This is a genomic window from Devosia crocina (assembly GCF_900116545.1).
Taxonomy (GTDB): Bacteria; Pseudomonadota; Alphaproteobacteria; order Rhizobiales; family Devosiaceae; genus Devosia; species Devosia crocina.
The window spans coordinates 82,664-97,888 of record NZ_FPCK01000001.1 but is presented as its reverse complement, the minus strand read 5'-3'; the positions used below and the strand labels follow the sequence as shown (position 1 = coordinate 97,888).

14 protein-coding genes are annotated in these 15,225 nt (G+C 61.7%); 6 read left to right on the top strand and 8 right to left on the bottom strand.

Annotated features, from left to right (window positions below; genetic code table 11):
• Window positions 1–55 precede the first annotated feature (55 nt).
• Complete coding sequence (locus BM364_RS00425; RefSeq protein WP_092419409.1) at window positions 56–421, bottom strand: winged helix-turn-helix domain-containing protein; 366 nt, start codon at window positions 419–421, stop codon at window positions 56–58.
• Window positions 418–1,812, bottom strand: coding sequence for an L-serine ammonia-lyase (locus BM364_RS00420; RefSeq protein WP_092419406.1), 1,395 nt, complete (start codon window positions 1,810–1,812; stop codon window positions 418–420). The genes BM364_RS00425 and BM364_RS00420 overlap by 4 nt, the downstream gene beginning before the upstream one ends.
• A gap of 142 nt (window positions 1,813–1,954) precedes the next feature.
• Here BM364_RS00420 and BM364_RS00415 point away from each other — a divergent pair, with 142 nt between their 5' ends.
• The 5 genes from BM364_RS00415 (at window position 1,955) to eda (ending at window position 6,742) form a co-directional block, all read left to right on the top strand.
• Window positions 1,955–2,554 carry an alpha/beta hydrolase gene (locus BM364_RS00415; RefSeq protein ID WP_092419403.1) on the top strand — a complete coding sequence of 200 codons (600 nt, stop codon included), beginning with the start codon at window positions 1,955–1,957 and terminating at the stop codon, window positions 2,552–2,554.
• 172 nt (window positions 2,555–2,726) lie between these two features.
• Window positions 2,727–4,475 carry a sensor domain-containing diguanylate cyclase gene (locus BM364_RS00410; RefSeq protein WP_092419400.1) on the top strand — a complete coding sequence of 583 codons (1,749 nt, stop codon included), beginning with the start codon at window positions 2,727–2,729 and terminating at the stop codon, window positions 4,473–4,475.
• 71 nt (window positions 4,476–4,546) lie between these two features.
• Window positions 4,547–5,599: a DUF3298 domain-containing protein gene (locus BM364_RS00405; protein ID WP_092419397.1), complete on the top strand. Its 1,053-nt coding sequence runs from the start codon at window positions 4,547–4,549 to the stop codon at window positions 5,597–5,599.
• A 42-nt stretch (window positions 5,600–5,641) separates the two neighbouring features.
• Window positions 5,642–6,016, top strand: coding sequence for a RidA family protein (locus BM364_RS00400; protein WP_092423693.1), 375 nt, complete (start codon window positions 5,642–5,644; stop codon window positions 6,014–6,016).
• Window positions 6,017–6,106: 90 nt separating this feature from the next.
• Entirely contained in the window at window positions 6,107–6,742 is a 636-nt protein-coding gene (gene eda, locus BM364_RS00395) for a bifunctional 4-hydroxy-2-oxoglutarate aldolase/2-dehydro-3-deoxy-phosphogluconate aldolase (RefSeq protein WP_092419394.1), read from the top strand.
• A 172-nt stretch (window positions 6,743–6,914) separates the two neighbouring features.
• Here the strand turns inward: eda and BM364_RS00390 are convergent, their stop codons facing one another.
• On the bottom strand, window positions 6,915–8,336 hold the full coding sequence (locus BM364_RS00390; RefSeq protein WP_092419391.1) for a mannose-1-phosphate guanylyltransferase/mannose-6-phosphate isomerase: 1,422 nt from the start codon (window positions 8,334–8,336) through the stop codon (window positions 6,915–6,917).
• Between the two features lie 146 nt (window positions 8,337–8,482).
• On the opposite strand from BM364_RS00390, the gene BM364_RS00385 reads away from it, so the two are divergent.
• The gene (locus BM364_RS00385; protein ID WP_092419388.1) at window positions 8,483–9,574 is read left to right on the top strand and encodes a glycosyltransferase; all 1,092 of its coding nucleotides are present in this window, start codon (window positions 8,483–8,485) and stop codon (window positions 9,572–9,574) included.
• Between the two features lie 219 nt (window positions 9,575–9,793).
• Here the strand turns inward: BM364_RS00385 and BM364_RS00380 are convergent, their stop codons facing one another.
• The 5 genes from BM364_RS00380 to BM364_RS00360 all read right to left on the bottom strand — a co-directional run bounded on the left by BM364_RS00380 (window position 9,794) and on the right by BM364_RS00360 (window position 15,090).
• Window positions 9,794–10,666, bottom strand: a complete 873-nt coding sequence (locus BM364_RS00380; RefSeq protein ID WP_092419386.1) for an ATP-binding cassette domain-containing protein — start codon at window positions 10,664–10,666, stop codon at window positions 9,794–9,796.
• Window positions 10,663–11,505, bottom strand: a complete 843-nt coding sequence (locus BM364_RS00375; protein ID WP_092423691.1) for an ATP-binding cassette domain-containing protein — start codon at window positions 11,503–11,505, stop codon at window positions 10,663–10,665. The genes BM364_RS00380 and BM364_RS00375 overlap by 4 nt, the downstream gene beginning before the upstream one ends.
• 10 nt (window positions 11,506–11,515) lie before the next feature.
• On the bottom strand, window positions 11,516–12,436 hold the full coding sequence (locus BM364_RS00370; protein WP_092419383.1) for an ABC transporter permease: 921 nt from the start codon (window positions 12,434–12,436) through the stop codon (window positions 11,516–11,518).
• Window positions 12,436–13,359 carry an ABC transporter permease gene (locus BM364_RS00365; RefSeq protein ID WP_092419380.1) on the bottom strand — a complete coding sequence of 308 codons (924 nt, stop codon included), beginning with the start codon at window positions 13,357–13,359 and terminating at the stop codon, window positions 12,436–12,438. The genes BM364_RS00370 and BM364_RS00365 overlap by 1 nt, the downstream gene beginning before the upstream one ends.
• Before the next feature lie 108 nt (window positions 13,360–13,467).
• Complete coding sequence (locus BM364_RS00360; RefSeq protein ID WP_092419377.1) at window positions 13,468–15,090, bottom strand: peptide ABC transporter substrate-binding protein; 1,623 nt, start codon at window positions 15,088–15,090, stop codon at window positions 13,468–13,470.
• Window positions 15,091–15,225: the final 135 nt, after the last annotated feature.

Below are 15,225 nucleotides of genomic sequence, written 5' to 3'. Positions count from 1 at the left end.
ATGTTTTTCCGGCCATATCGATGACGGAAAGGGGCTAACATCGCAAGCGATATGTTCAACCGGACATATTTAGAATCTGGCTTCGAAGGGCGGCGACGTCATCTTCTATGGCTGCTTCCGTGGCAGCCTGCATGGCGCGATAGCGGGCGAGAACATCGGCGCCAAGAGGTGTCAGATGCGCCCCGCCCTGCCCGGCCCCACCGCGTGCAGTCTCGACCAGCGGTTGGCCGAAGCCTTCGTTTAGTGCCTGTACGAGGCTCCAGGCACGCTTGTAGCTCATGCCCATGGCTTTGCCTGCCGCGGCAATAGAGCCGGACTGGGCAATGCCCTCCAGGAGATCTGCCCGGCCGGGGCCAATATAGGCGGTATCGCTGAGAACGATGCGGAGGTGGCCAAGGGCGGAGGCTCGCGGCGTCTTCAACACGCCACCACATTGACTGCCAGCCCGCCCTGGCTCGTCTCCTTGTATTTCTCGCTCATATCGGAGCCTGTCTGGCGCATGGTTTCGACGCAAGCATCGAGCGGCACGGCATGGACACCGTCGCCCTTGAGTGCCAGCGAGGCCGCAGTGACGGCTTTGACCGCGCCGAAAGCATTACGCTCGATGCAGGGAATCTGCACGAGCCCGCCTACGGGATCGCAGGTCATGCCCAGATGATGCTCGAGCGCGATTTCGGCGGCGTTTTCCACCTGTTCGGGCGTGCCGCCCAGAACGGCGCAAAGCCCTGCTGCCGCCATGGCCGAGGCGGAGCCCACTTCGCCCTGGCAGCCGACTTCAGCCCCGGAAATCGAAGCATTGAACTTGATGATCCCGCCGATCGCCGCAGCGGTCAGCAGGAAGTCATGGACCTGCCGGCGACCGAAACCGGCGTGAAATTGCGCCCCATAGCGAAGCACCGCGGGGATGACGCCTGCCGCGCCATTGGTCGGGGCCGTCACCACGCGCCCGCCCGCCGCATTCTCTTCGTTGACGGCCATGGCAAAAAGGCTCAGCCAGTCATTGCCCATCAAAGGATCGATCTCGTTGCGCTGCCACTTCTCGACCAGCTGAGCATGGAGCGCTTTGGCGCGTCGGCGCACCTTGAGCCCGCCCGGCAGCTGGCCCTCCTGGGCGAGTCCCCGCTCGCTGCACCGGTCCATCGCGGTCCAGATGCGGTCGAGCCCGGCGTCCAGATTCCCTCGCGCAAGGCGCGCCTCTTCATTGGCCCGCTTCATGGACGCAATGGAAAGGCCCGAACGCTGCGCCATGTCGAGCATCTGTGCAGCGCTGGCAAAAGGCCAGGGCACGTCCTGCAGCTCGGGCCTGGTGCTCTTTTGCGCGGCCAGTTCCTCTTCGGAAACGACAAAGCCGCCGCCGACGGAAAAATAGACCCGCCGCAACAGCAGTTGCCCATCCGTGTCGAAAGCTTGAAAGCGCATCCCATTTGGATGGCCGGGCAGCGGCGTCGCCCGATCAAGCGTCAGGTCGACAGCGGGGCGGAAACGATAAGGAGGATGGCCCTGTGGGGCAACGCGCCCGGTGTCACGCACCCGCTCGACAATAGTGTCCATCATGTCCGGATCGACATCTTCGGGATTTTCGCCGGCAAGCCCCAGGATCACCGCCCGGTCGCTGCCATGGCCAATGCCGGTATAGGCCAGCGAACCGTGAAGGCTCGCTGTGATGGCGCTCGGCCTCGCCTGCCGCGCACGGGGCCAATTGCCATGCCTCAGATCATCGAGGAATCGTCCGGCAGCGGTCATCGGCCCCATCGTGTGGGAGCTCGATGGTCCGATGCCGATCTTGAAAACGTCGAAAACCGAAAGGAACATGCCCCATCTTAGCGCGCGGCCGGACTGTGGCAATCAGCCTCAAGCCATTGTTCTCTCTTTGGCAACAGAGCGTGGCGCAGACCCGGCGTTGCCAAGCCGCCGCCCTGCCCGATATCGGTTGAAACCAAAAGGGGAGACAGCTATGGCTTCATATCATTTCCGCGCCGAGGGCGCATCCCGGTCCGGGGCGCCGCTCCTGTTCCTGTTTCATGGCACCGGTGGCGACGAGAACCAGTTTTTCGATCTTGCCGGGGAACTTGCGCCCGGTGCCAACCGAGTTGCGCCGCGCGGCGATGTCAGCGAAGGGGGTGCCCTGCGCTATTTTCGCCGCACCGGCGAGGGCGTCTATGACATGGCCGATCTCGCCCAGCGCACCGGTGCCATGACCGCCTTCGTGCGCGAACAGGCGGCGGCCCATGGCGCAACCGAAATCTGGGGGCTCGGCTATTCCAACGGCGCCAATATCCTCGCCTCCATGCAATTTGCCGCGCCGGACCTGTTTGCCCGCAGCGTGCTCATGCACCCCCTGATCCCCTTCACGCCGCCGGAGACCGATTTTGCCGGGCGGCAGGTGTTGATTACCGCAGGCCGGCAGGATCCCATCGCTCCGGCTTCATCGAGCCAGGCGCTGGCCGATTACTTCCTTGCCCACGGCGCCAAGGCCGACCTCGTCTGGCATCCCGGCGGCCACGAACTCCGCCGCGAAGAACTGCTTGCCGCCCAGCAATTGCTGGCTCTCTAGCGCCTGCGTTTGCCTCGAAGGAGACCTCCCCTTCGCGGAGGGAGGTTTCCGCAATCCCCAGCAAACGCCGCGCGTGCCGCAAGAGCGCCTATTTCGTTAACGGAACCTATACGGTGTTTTCCTGATAGTGGAGGCGCGCAGCCGTTGCTGCATCCTCTATCCGGTCTCTTCCATGTCCCTGCTTCGCACCATCGGCAACAGCCTTCGCCTTCGCGTGCTGATTTCGGTGCTGCTCGGCTTCATGGCCTTGGCTGTGCCCGCCTTTTTTGGCTTCAACTGGGTCGTCAATTCGACCGTGGTGCAGCTGGGCACGCTCTTTGCCGAAAAGCAGGTGCTTTATGACCGGCATCGCGGTCTTGGCGCGTTAATCCGGGAAGTTTCGCTTGCGGAAACGTTGTCCGGCAGCCAGGCCATCCGCGACTGGGCGGCCGATGAGGACAATGCCGAGCGCAAGCGGCGCGGCATTGCCGAACTCGAGCATTACCGACGCTATTTTGCCGATCGCAGCTATTTCTTTATCGTTGCCGGCTCGGGCAATTACTATTTCAACAACAGCGCCAATTCCTTTGCCGGGGATCAGTTGCGCTATACGGTGAGCCGCGAGAACCCGGACGACGCGTGGTATTATTCCACCATAGAACTGGCGCAGGGCTGCCATCTCAACGTCAACAACGATGCCAATCTCGGGGTCACCAAGGTCTGGATGAACTGCGTGATCCGCGAAGGTGGGCGCGTTCTGGGAGTTTTGGGCACCGGCATTGACCTTACCGCCTTTATCCAGGAAGTGGTCAATGTGCCCCAGCGTGGCGTCACTGCCATGTTCGTCGACCGGCAGGGCATGATCCAGGCCCATCGCGACGAAACGCTGGTCAGCCTTGCCAATTTCGAGGATCGGATCGACAGCAAGCGCACTGTCTTCTCGCTCGCCTCCGGCGAGGGTGACACGGCCACGCTGCGCCATCTGATGGAGAGCGTAACGAGCAGCGACACCCTTGCCCAGTCCGATTTCATTACGGTCAACGGCAAGCGCACTCTCGTCGGCGTGGGCTATCTCGACAAGCTCGGCTGGTACAATGTCACCTTCATGGATATCGACACTGTCATAGACCGCCAGCTCTTTGTGCCCGTGGGCCTGCTGCTCGCCGTGATCATGGTGCTTGTGGCGGTGGTGCTGATGCTGGTGTTTAAGCGCCAGGTGCTCGATCGCATCGTGGGTCTCGAGCGGGTTGTGCATCAAGCGCGGAGCGGCGATTATCGCGCCGCTCTCGCCATCACACCGGGCGGCAGCGATGAGATCTGCCGCCTCACCGCCGCCCTGACGCAAATGGCCGCTAGCGTCGATGATCACACACGCGAGCTCGAGCGGCGCGTGCGCGAACGCACGCTTGATCTGGAACGCCTTGCCTATCGCGATGCCCAGACCGGCTTGCTCAACCGGCGCGGCTTTGCTGCCTTCCATGCCGAAGCGAGCGCCGAAGGACCTTTTGGCTTGATGCTGGTCGATATCGACGCCTTCAAGTCGGTCAACGACACCCATGGCCATGCGGCCGGCGACGCGGTGATCGCCGAAATCGCCGGGCGGGTCGAAGCGCTTTTGCCGCAAGGGGCGGCTGCAGCCCGCTGGGGCGGAGACGAATTCATCGTGCTGGTGCCCCGCTGCACCAGTGCCGGACTGCGCCAGCTCGCCCAGCAGGTGCAGCAGGCCGCCATAAGCCGCGCTATTTCCATCAGCTCTGATCGCTCAGTGTCCGTCAGTGTCAGCCTCGGGGCGGCGCTGGGCGAGCGCCACGACGCACTTGAAGTGGCCAATGACATGGCCGATGCAGCCCTCTATACGGCCAAACAGGCTGGCCGCGATCGGGTCGTCGTGTTCGACCGGGACATGCGTCCGGTACCCAGACGGCGTCAGTCTGTGGCCTGAACCAAGTTCCCACTTGACCGCGCGTGTTCCATGCCGCCCCATGCCCAAACCAAAACGGCAAGGGATTAGCCATGAAACTGCAGATCGTCTCGCTCGGTATTTCGCTATTGCTGCTGCTGCCGGCTGGGCAGGCGGGTGCAGCCAGTTTCGATTGCGGCAAGGCATCCAATCCCTTCGAAAGAGCCATTTGCGGGGATGAAGCACTTTCGAGCGCCGACGACCGCCTCGCGCGCACCTACGAAACCGCCATCGGCGGGTTGAGCACAGCAGCCTTGGGCGTTGTGCGGGCCGACCAGCGCCGGTGGCTGTCCTATGCCCAACGCGCCTGCACGCCCGATGCCCAGCCTCTTGCTGCGGGGGATTATGACGAAAGGGGGCTGCGCTGTCTTGCCGGCGTCTTCAACGATCGTAGTCGCGTGCTCGAGGCGAGCCGGATGATCGATGGACGACGTTTTTATCCCATTTCAAGAGAGGTCGTCCTGCCCAATCCTGACGAGGTGGACGATCCCCAGTCGAACTGGCCTGTTGCCCAGCATGAGCTGGCCTTGCTGCAGCTTGACGATGCAGCAGCCTATGCAGAGGATTTCAACGCGTTCGTCAAAAGCCAGGCAAGCGAGCTTTCTGATCTTGCCGGTGCACTCGATGGCACGGAACCCGATGCGCTCGATCCGGCCAGCGACACCAGTGTCCATGTGACGCTGCACGAGCCGGCAACAGAAAACCGCATTTCGCTCGAGGTCATCACCTATTGGTATGGACACGGTGCAGCCCATGGCCAAGGCCATATCAGCTATCTTCACTACCTCGTTGACGAAGCGCGTGCGCTTGAAGCGAACGATATCTTTACCGGCAAGCGCTGGGAAAACGCGGTGACGAAACTGGTAGCCGAGGCCCTGCGCGCCGAGCATGGCGACAACCTCTTTTTCGACAATGACGAAGATATCGCCGCCATCGTCACTGATCCCAGGAGCTGGGATCTGTCCAACGATTATCACCTGATCGTCCAGTTCAACCCCTATGAAGTGGCCGCCTACGCCTATGGCTATCCAGTAGCGCGCGTCAGCTGGAGCGATCTCGAGCCCTATCTCGCCGAAGGCGCCCAGGACGTCCGCTACGGCTTTTAAGCCGAGGGAGAGGATCAGCCCATGAACGACCTTATCCACCATATGGTCTCGGCCGGCCCCCGGCCGGTCGCGCCGTTCAGCCACGCGGTCGAAGCCGGCGGCTTTGTCTTCATCACCGGCCAGATGCCCACCGATCCGGCCAATCCCGATGCGCCGCTTCCCGAAGGGATCGAGGCGCAGACCCGGCGCGTCGTCGACAATCTGCAGATCGTCCTCGGCGGGGTCGGTCTCACGCTCGATCACGTCACCATGGCCCGCATTTACCTGACGCAGTTCGAGCGCGATTATGCCGCCCTAAACAGCCTCTGGCCGAGCTTTTTTCCGTCCGGAAAGCTGCCGGCGCGCACCACGGTTGGGGTGACGGCGCTAGCGGTCGGCGCACTCGTTGAAATCGATCTCGTCGCCCGCAAAGCCTGAGAGATTTCCCGTTCCCGCCCTTGCAGGAATGGGGGCGAGGGCCTAACCCTTGCGCCATAGTTCAGCTCCCCTTTTCTGGAAAGTGCCGCCATGCCGCAGGACGCAAACGCCATCCGCTCCATTCTTTCCCTGGCGCCGGTCGTGCCCGTCATCATCCTCGATGATGTCTCGCAGGCCCGCCCGCTGGCCGAAGCATTGGTAGCCGGTGGGCTGCCCATCCTCGAAGTCACACTGCGCACGCCCAATGCCCTCAAGGTCATGGAGGAAATGGCCAAAGTTTCGGGCGCGATTGTCGGTTCTGGCACAGTGCGCAACGCCGGGCACATGAAATCTTCGGTTGAGGCGGGCTGCCGCTTCATGGTTTCACCCGGCGCCTCGCCGCGCCTGCTCGATGCGGCCGAAGACGTCGCCATTCCGCTCCTGCCGGGCATCGGTACGCCCACCGAGGCCATGGCTGCTGCCGAGCGCGGCTATTCCTTCCTCAAATTCTTTCCCGCCGAGGCCTTGGGCGGCGCACCGGTGCTCAAGGCCTTCGCGTCCCCGCTTTCCGACATCACCTTCTGTCCCACCGGCGGTATCGACGCGGCAAAGGCCCCGACCTATCTGAGCCTTCCCAACGTCATCTGCGTCGGCGGCTCCTGGATCATGCCCAATGATGCACTCGCCAGCGGCGACTTCGCCCGCATAGAAGCTCTCGCCAAGGAAGCCAGCGCACTCCGGGGTTAATCTGCACGCCCTCTGCCGGGCCCTCCCCTATAAGGGGAGGTTTGGGCGCAACACAGCGACGTAACGTGTATTCCCCTGCCCGTCCGCACTCGGCAAGTCCGCGCCGGTGAAGGGGGCTTGAATGCAGAAGGACGGCAGAGGCTGCCAGATGGAGAGTCTGGCAGCCTCTGCTTCAGTTCCGGCCGAACTCGTCTTCGATGCGGATGATGTCGTCTTCGCCCAGATATGAGCCGGTTTGCACCTCGATCAGTTCAAGTTCGATCTTGCCCGGATTGGCGAGGCGATGGGTGCAGCCGAGAGGGAGGTAGATCGACTGGTTCTCGGTGAGCATGGTCACCTGGCCATCGACCGTGACCTCGGCCGTGCCGCGCACCACGATCCAGTGCTCGGAGCGGTGGTGGTGCTTTTGCAGGCTCAACTTCTTGCCCGGCTTGACGAAGAGCTTTTTGACCTGGAAACGGTCACCCATCAGGATCGAGGAATATCCGCCCCAAGGGCGGTAGGAAGTCTTGTGCGTCTCGGTCAGCGCGCGGGTCGAGGCGTCCGCCTTGAGCTGTTTGGCAAGGCTGCCGACATTCTGCGCCTGGCTCAGTCGCCCGACAAAGACCGCGTCTTCGGTGGCGATCACGGCAACATCGTCAAGACCATCGACGACCACATGTGCCGTTTCGCTGACGACGAGCGTATTGGTGGTGTTGGACAAAAGGGCTGGGCCGGTGACGGCATTGCCCGAGGCGTCGCGCTCCTGGCCTTTCCAGACAGCGTCCCACGCACCAAGATCGGACCAGACGAAGGAAACCGGCAGGACTGCAGCCTTGTCGGTGCGCTCGAAGATGGCGTAGTCGACCGAGATATTAGGGGAGGCGGAAAACTCGGCCTCATCGAGACGGATGAAATCGAGGTCGCGCTTGGCTCCGGCGACGCCGCCGCGGGCTGCGGCAAAGACTTCAGGCGCCAGCCTCTCGCATTCGGCAAGGAACAGTTTTGCCGGCAGCATGAACATGCCCGAATTCCAGACGAAGCCACCCTTGGTCAGCATGTCTTCGGCGCGTGGCAGATCGGGCTTCTCGATGAAGGCAGCAACCTTGTGTGCGCCATGCTTGAGCGCGTCGCCCACCGCGATATAGCCATAGCCGGTTTCGGCATGGGTCGGGGTGATCCCGAAGGTGACGAGCTGCCCCTCGCGCGCTGCGGCAGCGGCATTGTCGACGGCGCCGAAATAGTCGGCACTTGCCGGGATCAGGTGATCGGAGGCAAGCACGTGGATGACGGCATTTTCATCCTGGCTGATGGCGACCTGAGCGGCAGCGGCAATGGCGGCCGCCGTGTTGCGGGCGACCGGCTCGAGCAGAATAGCGCCAAGGGCAATGCCGCGCTCTTGGGCCTGTTCGGCGACAAGGAATCGATATTCGGCATTGGTGATGACGATGGGTGCAGCATAGCGCCCTGCGTCGCGCACGCGCTCAAGCGTCTGCTGGAACAGGCTCGACTCGCCCACCAGATCAATGAACTGCTTGGGACGCGCGGAGCGTGATTTTGGCCACAGGCGGGTACCCTGGCCCCCAGCGAGAATGACGGGAACGATGGATGACACGAGCTTGTCCTTGCACTACTTGGCGAGATTGGCAAAAGCACATAGCCCAGAGAACGCGACATTGCCACCGAGTTGACGGGATTCCGCTTGAGTGAGGGAAAAACACGTCACTGGGTGGGCCCGGTTGGCACAAGGAGACGAAAAACTTGCGCGTGCTGCACGTCTACAAAACCTATCCCCCCGACGACTTCACCGGCGTGCCGCGGGTTATCCATGCTCTGGCCGAAACCATGGCGCCGATGGGGGTGACCAGCACGGTAATGGCCTTGAGCCGGGTCCATGGCGGCACGGTGCAGCGGATCGACGGGCATGCGGTGCATTTTGCCCGCCAGGACATTAATCTGGCATCCGCTGGTTTGTCGCTGTCGGCTTTCGGCCTTTTTCGAAGGCTTGCCTGTGAGGCCGATGTGGTCAACTACCACTTTCCCTGGCCCATGGCGGACCTCCTGCAGCTCCTGGTGCGGCCCAAGACACCTGCTGTCGTGACCTATCATTCCGACATCGTCCGGCAGAAAAGCCTGCTCAAGCTCTATGCGCCGATACGAGACGTGTTTCTGGGTCAGGTAGATGCCATCGTTGCGACCTCGCCCAACTATGTCCAAACCAGCCCAGTGCTGGATCGGTTTCCCCAAAAGGTTTCGGTCGTTCCGATCGGCATTCCCGAGGTACCGCCAGCCGATGACGAAAGGCTCGCGCGCTGGCGCGCCGAGGTGGGAGAGGGCTTTTTTCTCTTTGTGGGAGCGCTGCGCTACTACAAGGGCCTGCAGTTTCTGATGCAGGCGGCGAGAGAGACGGGTCTGCCGGTTGTGGTCGCGGGCGCCGGCGACACGACGGAGTGGGCGGCAATGGGCGGGCCGAGCGTGCGCTTCGTGGGGCCGATCGATGACGCGGACAAGATCGCCTTGGTTGCGCTCTGCCGGGCCTTCGTTTTTCCCTCACATCTGCGCTCGGAAGCCTTCGGCGTGGCGCTCGCGGAGGCGACAAGAGCGGGACGCGCGATGATTTCGAGCGAAATCGGCACCGGAACGAGTTTTGTGAATATGTCGGGGGAAACGGGGATCGTCACGCCGCCGGAAGATGTCGGGGCGTTGGTGGCGGCGATGAGGGCGCTGGCGGAATCGCCGGAAAAGGCGGCGGCAATGGGGGAAGCGGCGCGAAGGCGGTATGAAGAGCTGTTCCGGGCCGAGGCGATGGCAGAGGAATATTTGCGACTCTATGGCAGGCTTTTGAGCCGCTAGATCTGGACAATGCCTCGAACCTGCCCCGCACCTCGCTCAACACCGCGTCGCGAATACATCCTTTCGCCCGGCGGACCGAGGCACTGTTGCCCCGTTTTCTGATCGACATCTGCATCCGCCTCCTGACGTAGACGAGGTAGATACGTTCTGCCGCCTGAGCGGGGTGTACCAGAGCCTTAAAAGGCAATCCCCGCTTTCACGGGGATCACGCTAGCTTCTCTAAGCCGCTTTCGTTGCCGCCTCTCGGCGCAGGCGCCGCCGTTCTTCGCGGCGTTCCATCTCGACTCGCGGGTCGGGCACGGGAACCGAGGCGATGAGGCGCTTGGTGTATTCGTGCTGGGGGTCCATGGTGACCTGTTCGCTGTCGCCGATTTCGACCACTTCGCCGAAATAGAGCACCATGATGCGCTGGGCGATGTGGCGGACGACGGCGATGTCGTGCGAGATGAAGAGGAGCGAAATCCCCAGCTCCTTCTGCAAATCCATGAGCAGGTTCACCACCTGGGCACGGATCGACACGTCTAGGGCGGACACTGCCTCGTCGCAGATAATCAGCTTTGGATTGGTGATCAGGGCCCGGGCGATGCCGATGCGCTGGCACTGGCCGCCCGAGAATTCGTGCGGATATTTGTTGATCATGGTGGGCAGGAGGCCGACCTTGGCCATCATCTCGGCGACGCGCTTGGTTCGATCGGCCTTGCTCAGTTCTGGCATGTGGATCTGGAGCGGTTCGGCGATGATGGCGCCACAGGTCATGCGCGGATTGAGGGAGGCCAGCGGATCCTGGAAGATCATCTGGATATCCTTGCGTAGACCCAACAGGTCCTTGGTATCCATCTTCTGGATGTCGCGCCCAAGCCAAACTGCCTCGCCGCCGCTTGCGGGCAGGAGACGGATGATGGCGCGCGACAGGGTCGACTTGCCGCAACCGCTTTCGCCAACGATCCCCAGCGTTTCGCCCTGATAAAGGTCGAACGACACGCCCTTGACTGCGCGCAGAATTTTCTTAGGGCCGAAAAGGCCTTCCTGACCGATGGTGAATTCGACGGCGAGGTCGCGAACTCTAAGGATGGGCTCTCGATTTCCAATCATGCTTCGCCCCTTGCTGCCATGAAGTCGTAGGAGACGGTCGACAAACGATCGACCTTCTTGTCGAGGCGCGGAATGGCGGCCAAGAGGCCCTTGGTATAGGGATGCTCGGCGCGCTCGAAGATGTCCGCGGTCTTGCCATGTTCCATCACCCGGCCATCGAACATCACGAGGGTTTCCTCGCAGGTGCCGGCGACGATCCCCAGATCATGGGTGATCAGGATAATCGAGGTGCCGAAATCTTCCTGGAGGTCGACAAGGAGATCGATGATCCCGGCTTGAACGGTCACGTCGAGGGCCGTCGTCGGCTCGTCGGCTATAAGAAGTTCGGGGCTGCAGAGGAGCGCCATGGCGATCATGACGCGCTGGCGCATGCCGCCGGAAAACTCGTGCGGATACATGTGGACACGGTTTTTCGCATCGGTGATGCGCACCGCGTCGAGCATGCGCACGCTTTCGGCCAGCGCCTCCTTGTGGCTCATGCCACGATGGAGTTCGAGCACTTCCGTCATCTGCCGCGAAATGCGCAGATAGGGATTGAGCGAGGTCATCGGATCCTGGAAGATGATGCCGATCCGCTCGGCGCGGTAGGCGTTCATCTGCTTGCGGGGGAGATTGAGGATCTCCTTGCCGTCGAAGATGACAGAACCACTTGCGCGACCGTTCTTGGGCAGGAGGCCAAGAAGCGCGAAAGCCCCTTGCGTCTTGCCCGAACCGCTCTCGCCCACGATGGCCAGCGTCTTGCCCTTTTCGAGCGTGTAGTTGAGGTCCTTGACCGCATGGACGGTGCCGTCTGCGGTTTTGAAATCGACCTTGAGGTTCTTGACTTCAAGCAAAGCCATGTCGGTCTCCTTACCGGTCCTTGGGGTCGAGCGCATCGCGCAGACCATCGCCGATATAGGTGAGGCACAAAAGAAGCGTGATGAGCACGGCCGCTGGTCCCAGAAGCATCCACGGCAGCACTTCCGCCACGGGCGCACCTGCGGAAATCAGCGTGCCGAGCGAGGTCTGCGGCTCCTGCACGCCAAGCCCGAGATAGGAGAGGAAGCTCTCTGCAATGATGATCTCGGGAATGGTAAGGGTTGCGTAGATCACAACCGGCCCGGTCAGGTTCGGCACGATGTGACGCATGATGATGGTGAAGGGCTTGGCCCCACTGGCGCGCGCCGCTTCGATGAATTCCTTCTCCTTGATGGAGAGAGTCTGGCCACGCACGATGCGCGCCATGGTCAGCCATTCGATACACCCGATACCGACAAACAGCAGGACCGGGTTGCGGCCGAACATCACCATCAGGATGATGACGAAGAGGATGTAAGGCAGCGCGTACATGACGTCGACGATGCGCATCATGATGGCGTCGACACGGCCACCAAAATAGCCGGCAACGGCGCCGTAGATGACGCCGATGGTCACAGAAACAAAAGACGCCACGACAGCCACGATCACGCTCATCTGCGTGCCTTGCAGCACGCGAGCCGCCATGTCGCGGCCATTCTGGTCGGTACCGAGGAAATGGCCGTTGTCGAAGTTGGGCGGCTTGCGGATGTTGGACCAATCGACCTGAGAATAGCCCCAGGGCAGGAGATATGGACCGATAAAGGCGACAAGCACAATCAGCAGCACGATGGCGATGGAAGCCACGGCAGCCTTGTTCTTGGCCAGGCGCCGCAAGGCATCCTGGGTCAGGGAACGGCCCTTGGGCGCATCAAGCGTTGCCAGCTTGTTTGCGTAGTCGGTGAGGACCTGATCTTTTCCAGTTAATCCGGGCATCAGTTGTACCTCACCTTGGGGTCGAGCCAGGCATAGACGAGGTCAACAAGCAGATTGAGCGCAAGAATGATGAACATGTAGAGAATCGTCGTGCCGAGCACGATGCCATAGTCGCGGTTGAGTGCGGCCTGAACGAAGTATTTGCCTATACCGGGCAGGCCGAAGATCTGCTCGACGGCGAGCGAGCCGGTCAGAAGATAGCTGAGGCCCGGTCCGAGATAGGACACAACCGGCAAAAGCGCGGGCTTGATGGCGTGCCGGGCCAGAACCAGCCGTTCACCGAGACCCTTGGCGCGCGCGGTGCGCACATAGTTGGAGCCAAGAACCTCGATCATCGAGCCGCGCATGAGCCGGCTGATACGCGCTGCATGCGGCCAAGCCAAGACGGTGATGGGCAGAACCAGATGCGCGATCGATCCCGAAACCCACCCGCCTGCAGGCAGCCAGCGCAGATGCACGCCAAAACCGAGCTGCAAGAGCGCGGCGCTCAGGAAGTTGGGAACGACCACACCGATCATCACCACCAACACCAGCACGTAGTCGGGCCACTTGTTCTGGTTCACTGCCGCGATGATACCGGCAACGATGCCGATGGCGGTGGCAATCACGAAAGCATAAAGCGCCAAGGTGAGGGTAAAGGGAAAGCCGATGCGGATGAGATCGGCGACGTTGAAGCCGTCAATGACCATGGAGGGCCCGAGATCGCCCTGCAGCAACCGCCCTACATAGATGAAATACTGCATGATCAGAGGCTGATCGAGATTGTAGTGCGCGCGCAGATTGGCGAGGACCGTTGGCGGCAGCGCTCGTTCGCCATCGAAGGGGCCACCGGGGGCCAGGCGAAGAATGAAAAAACAGACTGTAACGGCGATCAATGCAATCGGAATGGCCGAGAGCACGCGCCGGAAGGCATAGCCCAACATGTTTTAGAAACTCCTAGGCCGGAGCGCCGGGAACGGAAAGGCCGTGGGGCGCCGGGCGGCAAAAGAACCGTGGGGGCCGCATGGCCCCCACGATATCGTTTCTTCCGATTATTCTGACTTGGAGAGCCAGCGGGTGCGGAAGATATTCTTGGCGTTTTCCTCGAAGCCCGAGATCCGCGGCGACACGACGTCCTTGGACACGTACCAGTAGATCGGGATCGCGGCGAACTCGTCCATGGCGATCTTTTCGGCCTGGGCAAGCAGCTCGGCGCGAGCATCGAGATCAAGTTCGGTTGAAGCCTGAACCATGAGCGCGTCGAACTCTTCGTTCGAATAGCGGCCATAGTTATTGCCCCAGTTCATCGTGCCGTCCTGGCTGATGCCGGTCTTGAGCAGATCAAGCGTGTTGGACGGATCCGAATAATCGAGCAGCCAGCCGGCACGGCCAACCTGGAAGTCGCCGGCGCGCAGCGCGTCATAGTGCACGGCGGTTTCGGCATTGAAGAGCTCGACGCGGACACCGAGCGGCTCCCACATAGCGGCGATCGCCACGGCGATGCGCTGGTGGTTGTCATTGGTGTTGTAGCGCAACTGCAGGGTCAGCGGATTGCTTGGGCCGTAGCCGGCTTCGGTCATCAGCTCGACAGCACGCTCGACACGCTCCTCATAAGGCGTTTCGGCCCATTCGGGCATATAGGCATCGGCTTCGTCGACATAGTTATTGGTGCCCGGGGGCACCCAGCCATAGGCCGGCAATTCGCCGGTGCCCAGAATATCGGGGCCGATCACGTCGCGCACGATCGTGGTGGAAAGCGCTTCGCGGATGCGCACGTCGGAGAGGACGTTACCCTCTTCCTGGTTCATGACGTAATAGTATACGCCCAGGAATGGCACCACATGGGCTTCGCCCGGCAGGTTGTCCTGCAGCCACTGGTACTGGTCGGCGGGGAAATCGGTCAGGATGTCGAACTCACCGGCGCGATAGCGGTTGAGCGCAGCGGCCTGATCTTCGAGCACATGGTAGAAGACTTCGTCGATCTGCACATTGGCAGCATCGTAGTAGTCGGCGTTCTTTTCGGAGCGGACATAGGAGCCGGGCAGCCATTCCTTGATCAGGTAGGGGCCGTTGCCAACGATGTTTTCGACGCGCGTCCAGTTGTCACCGAACTCTTCGACCAGATGCTGCGGCACCGGGTAGGCGGTGTAGTGGGTCAGCGCATCGAGGAAGAAGGGGGTCGGCGCTTCGAGGGTGATCTCAAGCGTCTTGTCGTCAATGGCCTTGACGCCGAGTTCGTCCAGATCGGTGATTTCGCCGGCATTGATGGCGGCAGAATTGAGGATCGGGAACTGGAGATAGGCGTAGTCGGCGGCAGTGGCCGGATTGAACAGGCGCTGGAAGGCAAACACGAAATCGCCGGCGGTCACCGGGGTGCCGTCGGACCACTGGATGCCGTCACGCAGGGTGAAGGTGTAAACGGTGCCGTCTTCCGAGATCTCCCAGCTCTCGGCCTGGCCCGGAATGGCCTCCGCCTTGGCATTCTCGGTGAGAAGACCTTCGATGTAATCGCCGATGACACGGTTTTCCCAGTCGCCGGAGGCCTTATGGGGATCCAGAGTGCCCGGATCGCCACCATTGTGCAGCTGCAGGGTCACGGCGGAAGCCGCGGTCGACATCATCAGCGCCATAGCACCAGCGGTGGTCACCGCCTTGAAGGCTGTGGTGAACGTCATTCTCGTCCCATCTCCTTGTGGAATTCTTGACTTGGTTGACCGCGTGTTTGCCCACACGGCTCTACCCCTCGCGCAAGAGATTTGACCTCTTGATCAAGATTGCTGGACGGTATCGCGCGAAAGCGTCTACTGACA

Excerpts from the sequence above, each read along its gene's own strand:
- BM364_RS00380 (WP_092419386.1), bottom strand. The coding sequence starts at position 10,666 with ATGATTGGAAATCGAGAGCCCATCCTTAGAGTTCGCGACCTCGCCGTC.
- BM364_RS00405 (WP_092419397.1), top strand. The coding sequence starts at position 4,547 with ATGAAACTGCAGATCGTCTCGCTCGGTATTTCGCTATTGCTGCTGCTG.
- BM364_RS00375 (WP_092423691.1), bottom strand. The coding sequence starts at position 11,505 with ATGGCTTTGCTTGAAGTCAAGAACCTCAAGGTCGATTTCAAAACCGCA.
- BM364_RS00415 (WP_092419403.1), top strand. The coding sequence starts at position 1,955 with ATGGCTTCATATCATTTCCGCGCCGAGGGCGCATCCCGGTCCGGGGCG.
- BM364_RS00420 (WP_092419406.1), bottom strand. The coding sequence starts at position 1,812 with ATGTTCCTTTCGGTTTTCGACGTTTTCAAGATCGGCATCGGACCATCG.
- eda (WP_092419394.1), top strand. The coding sequence starts at position 6,107 with ATGCCGCAGGACGCAAACGCCATCCGCTCCATTCTTTCCCTGGCGCCG.
- BM364_RS00370 (WP_092419383.1), bottom strand. The coding sequence starts at position 12,436 with ATGCCCGGATTAACTGGAAAAGATCAGGTCCTCACCGACTACGCAAAC.
- BM364_RS00400 (WP_092423693.1), top strand. The coding sequence starts at position 5,642 with ATGGTCTCGGCCGGCCCCCGGCCGGTCGCGCCGTTCAGCCACGCGGTC.
- BM364_RS00360 (WP_092419377.1), bottom strand. The coding sequence starts at position 15,090 with ATGACGTTCACCACAGCCTTCAAGGCGGTGACCACCGCTGGTGCTATG.
- BM364_RS00365 (WP_092419380.1), bottom strand. The coding sequence starts at position 13,359 with ATGTTGGGCTATGCCTTCCGGCGCGTGCTCTCGGCCATTCCGATTGCA.
- BM364_RS00410 (WP_092419400.1), top strand. The coding sequence starts at position 2,727 with ATGTCCCTGCTTCGCACCATCGGCAACAGCCTTCGCCTTCGCGTGCTG.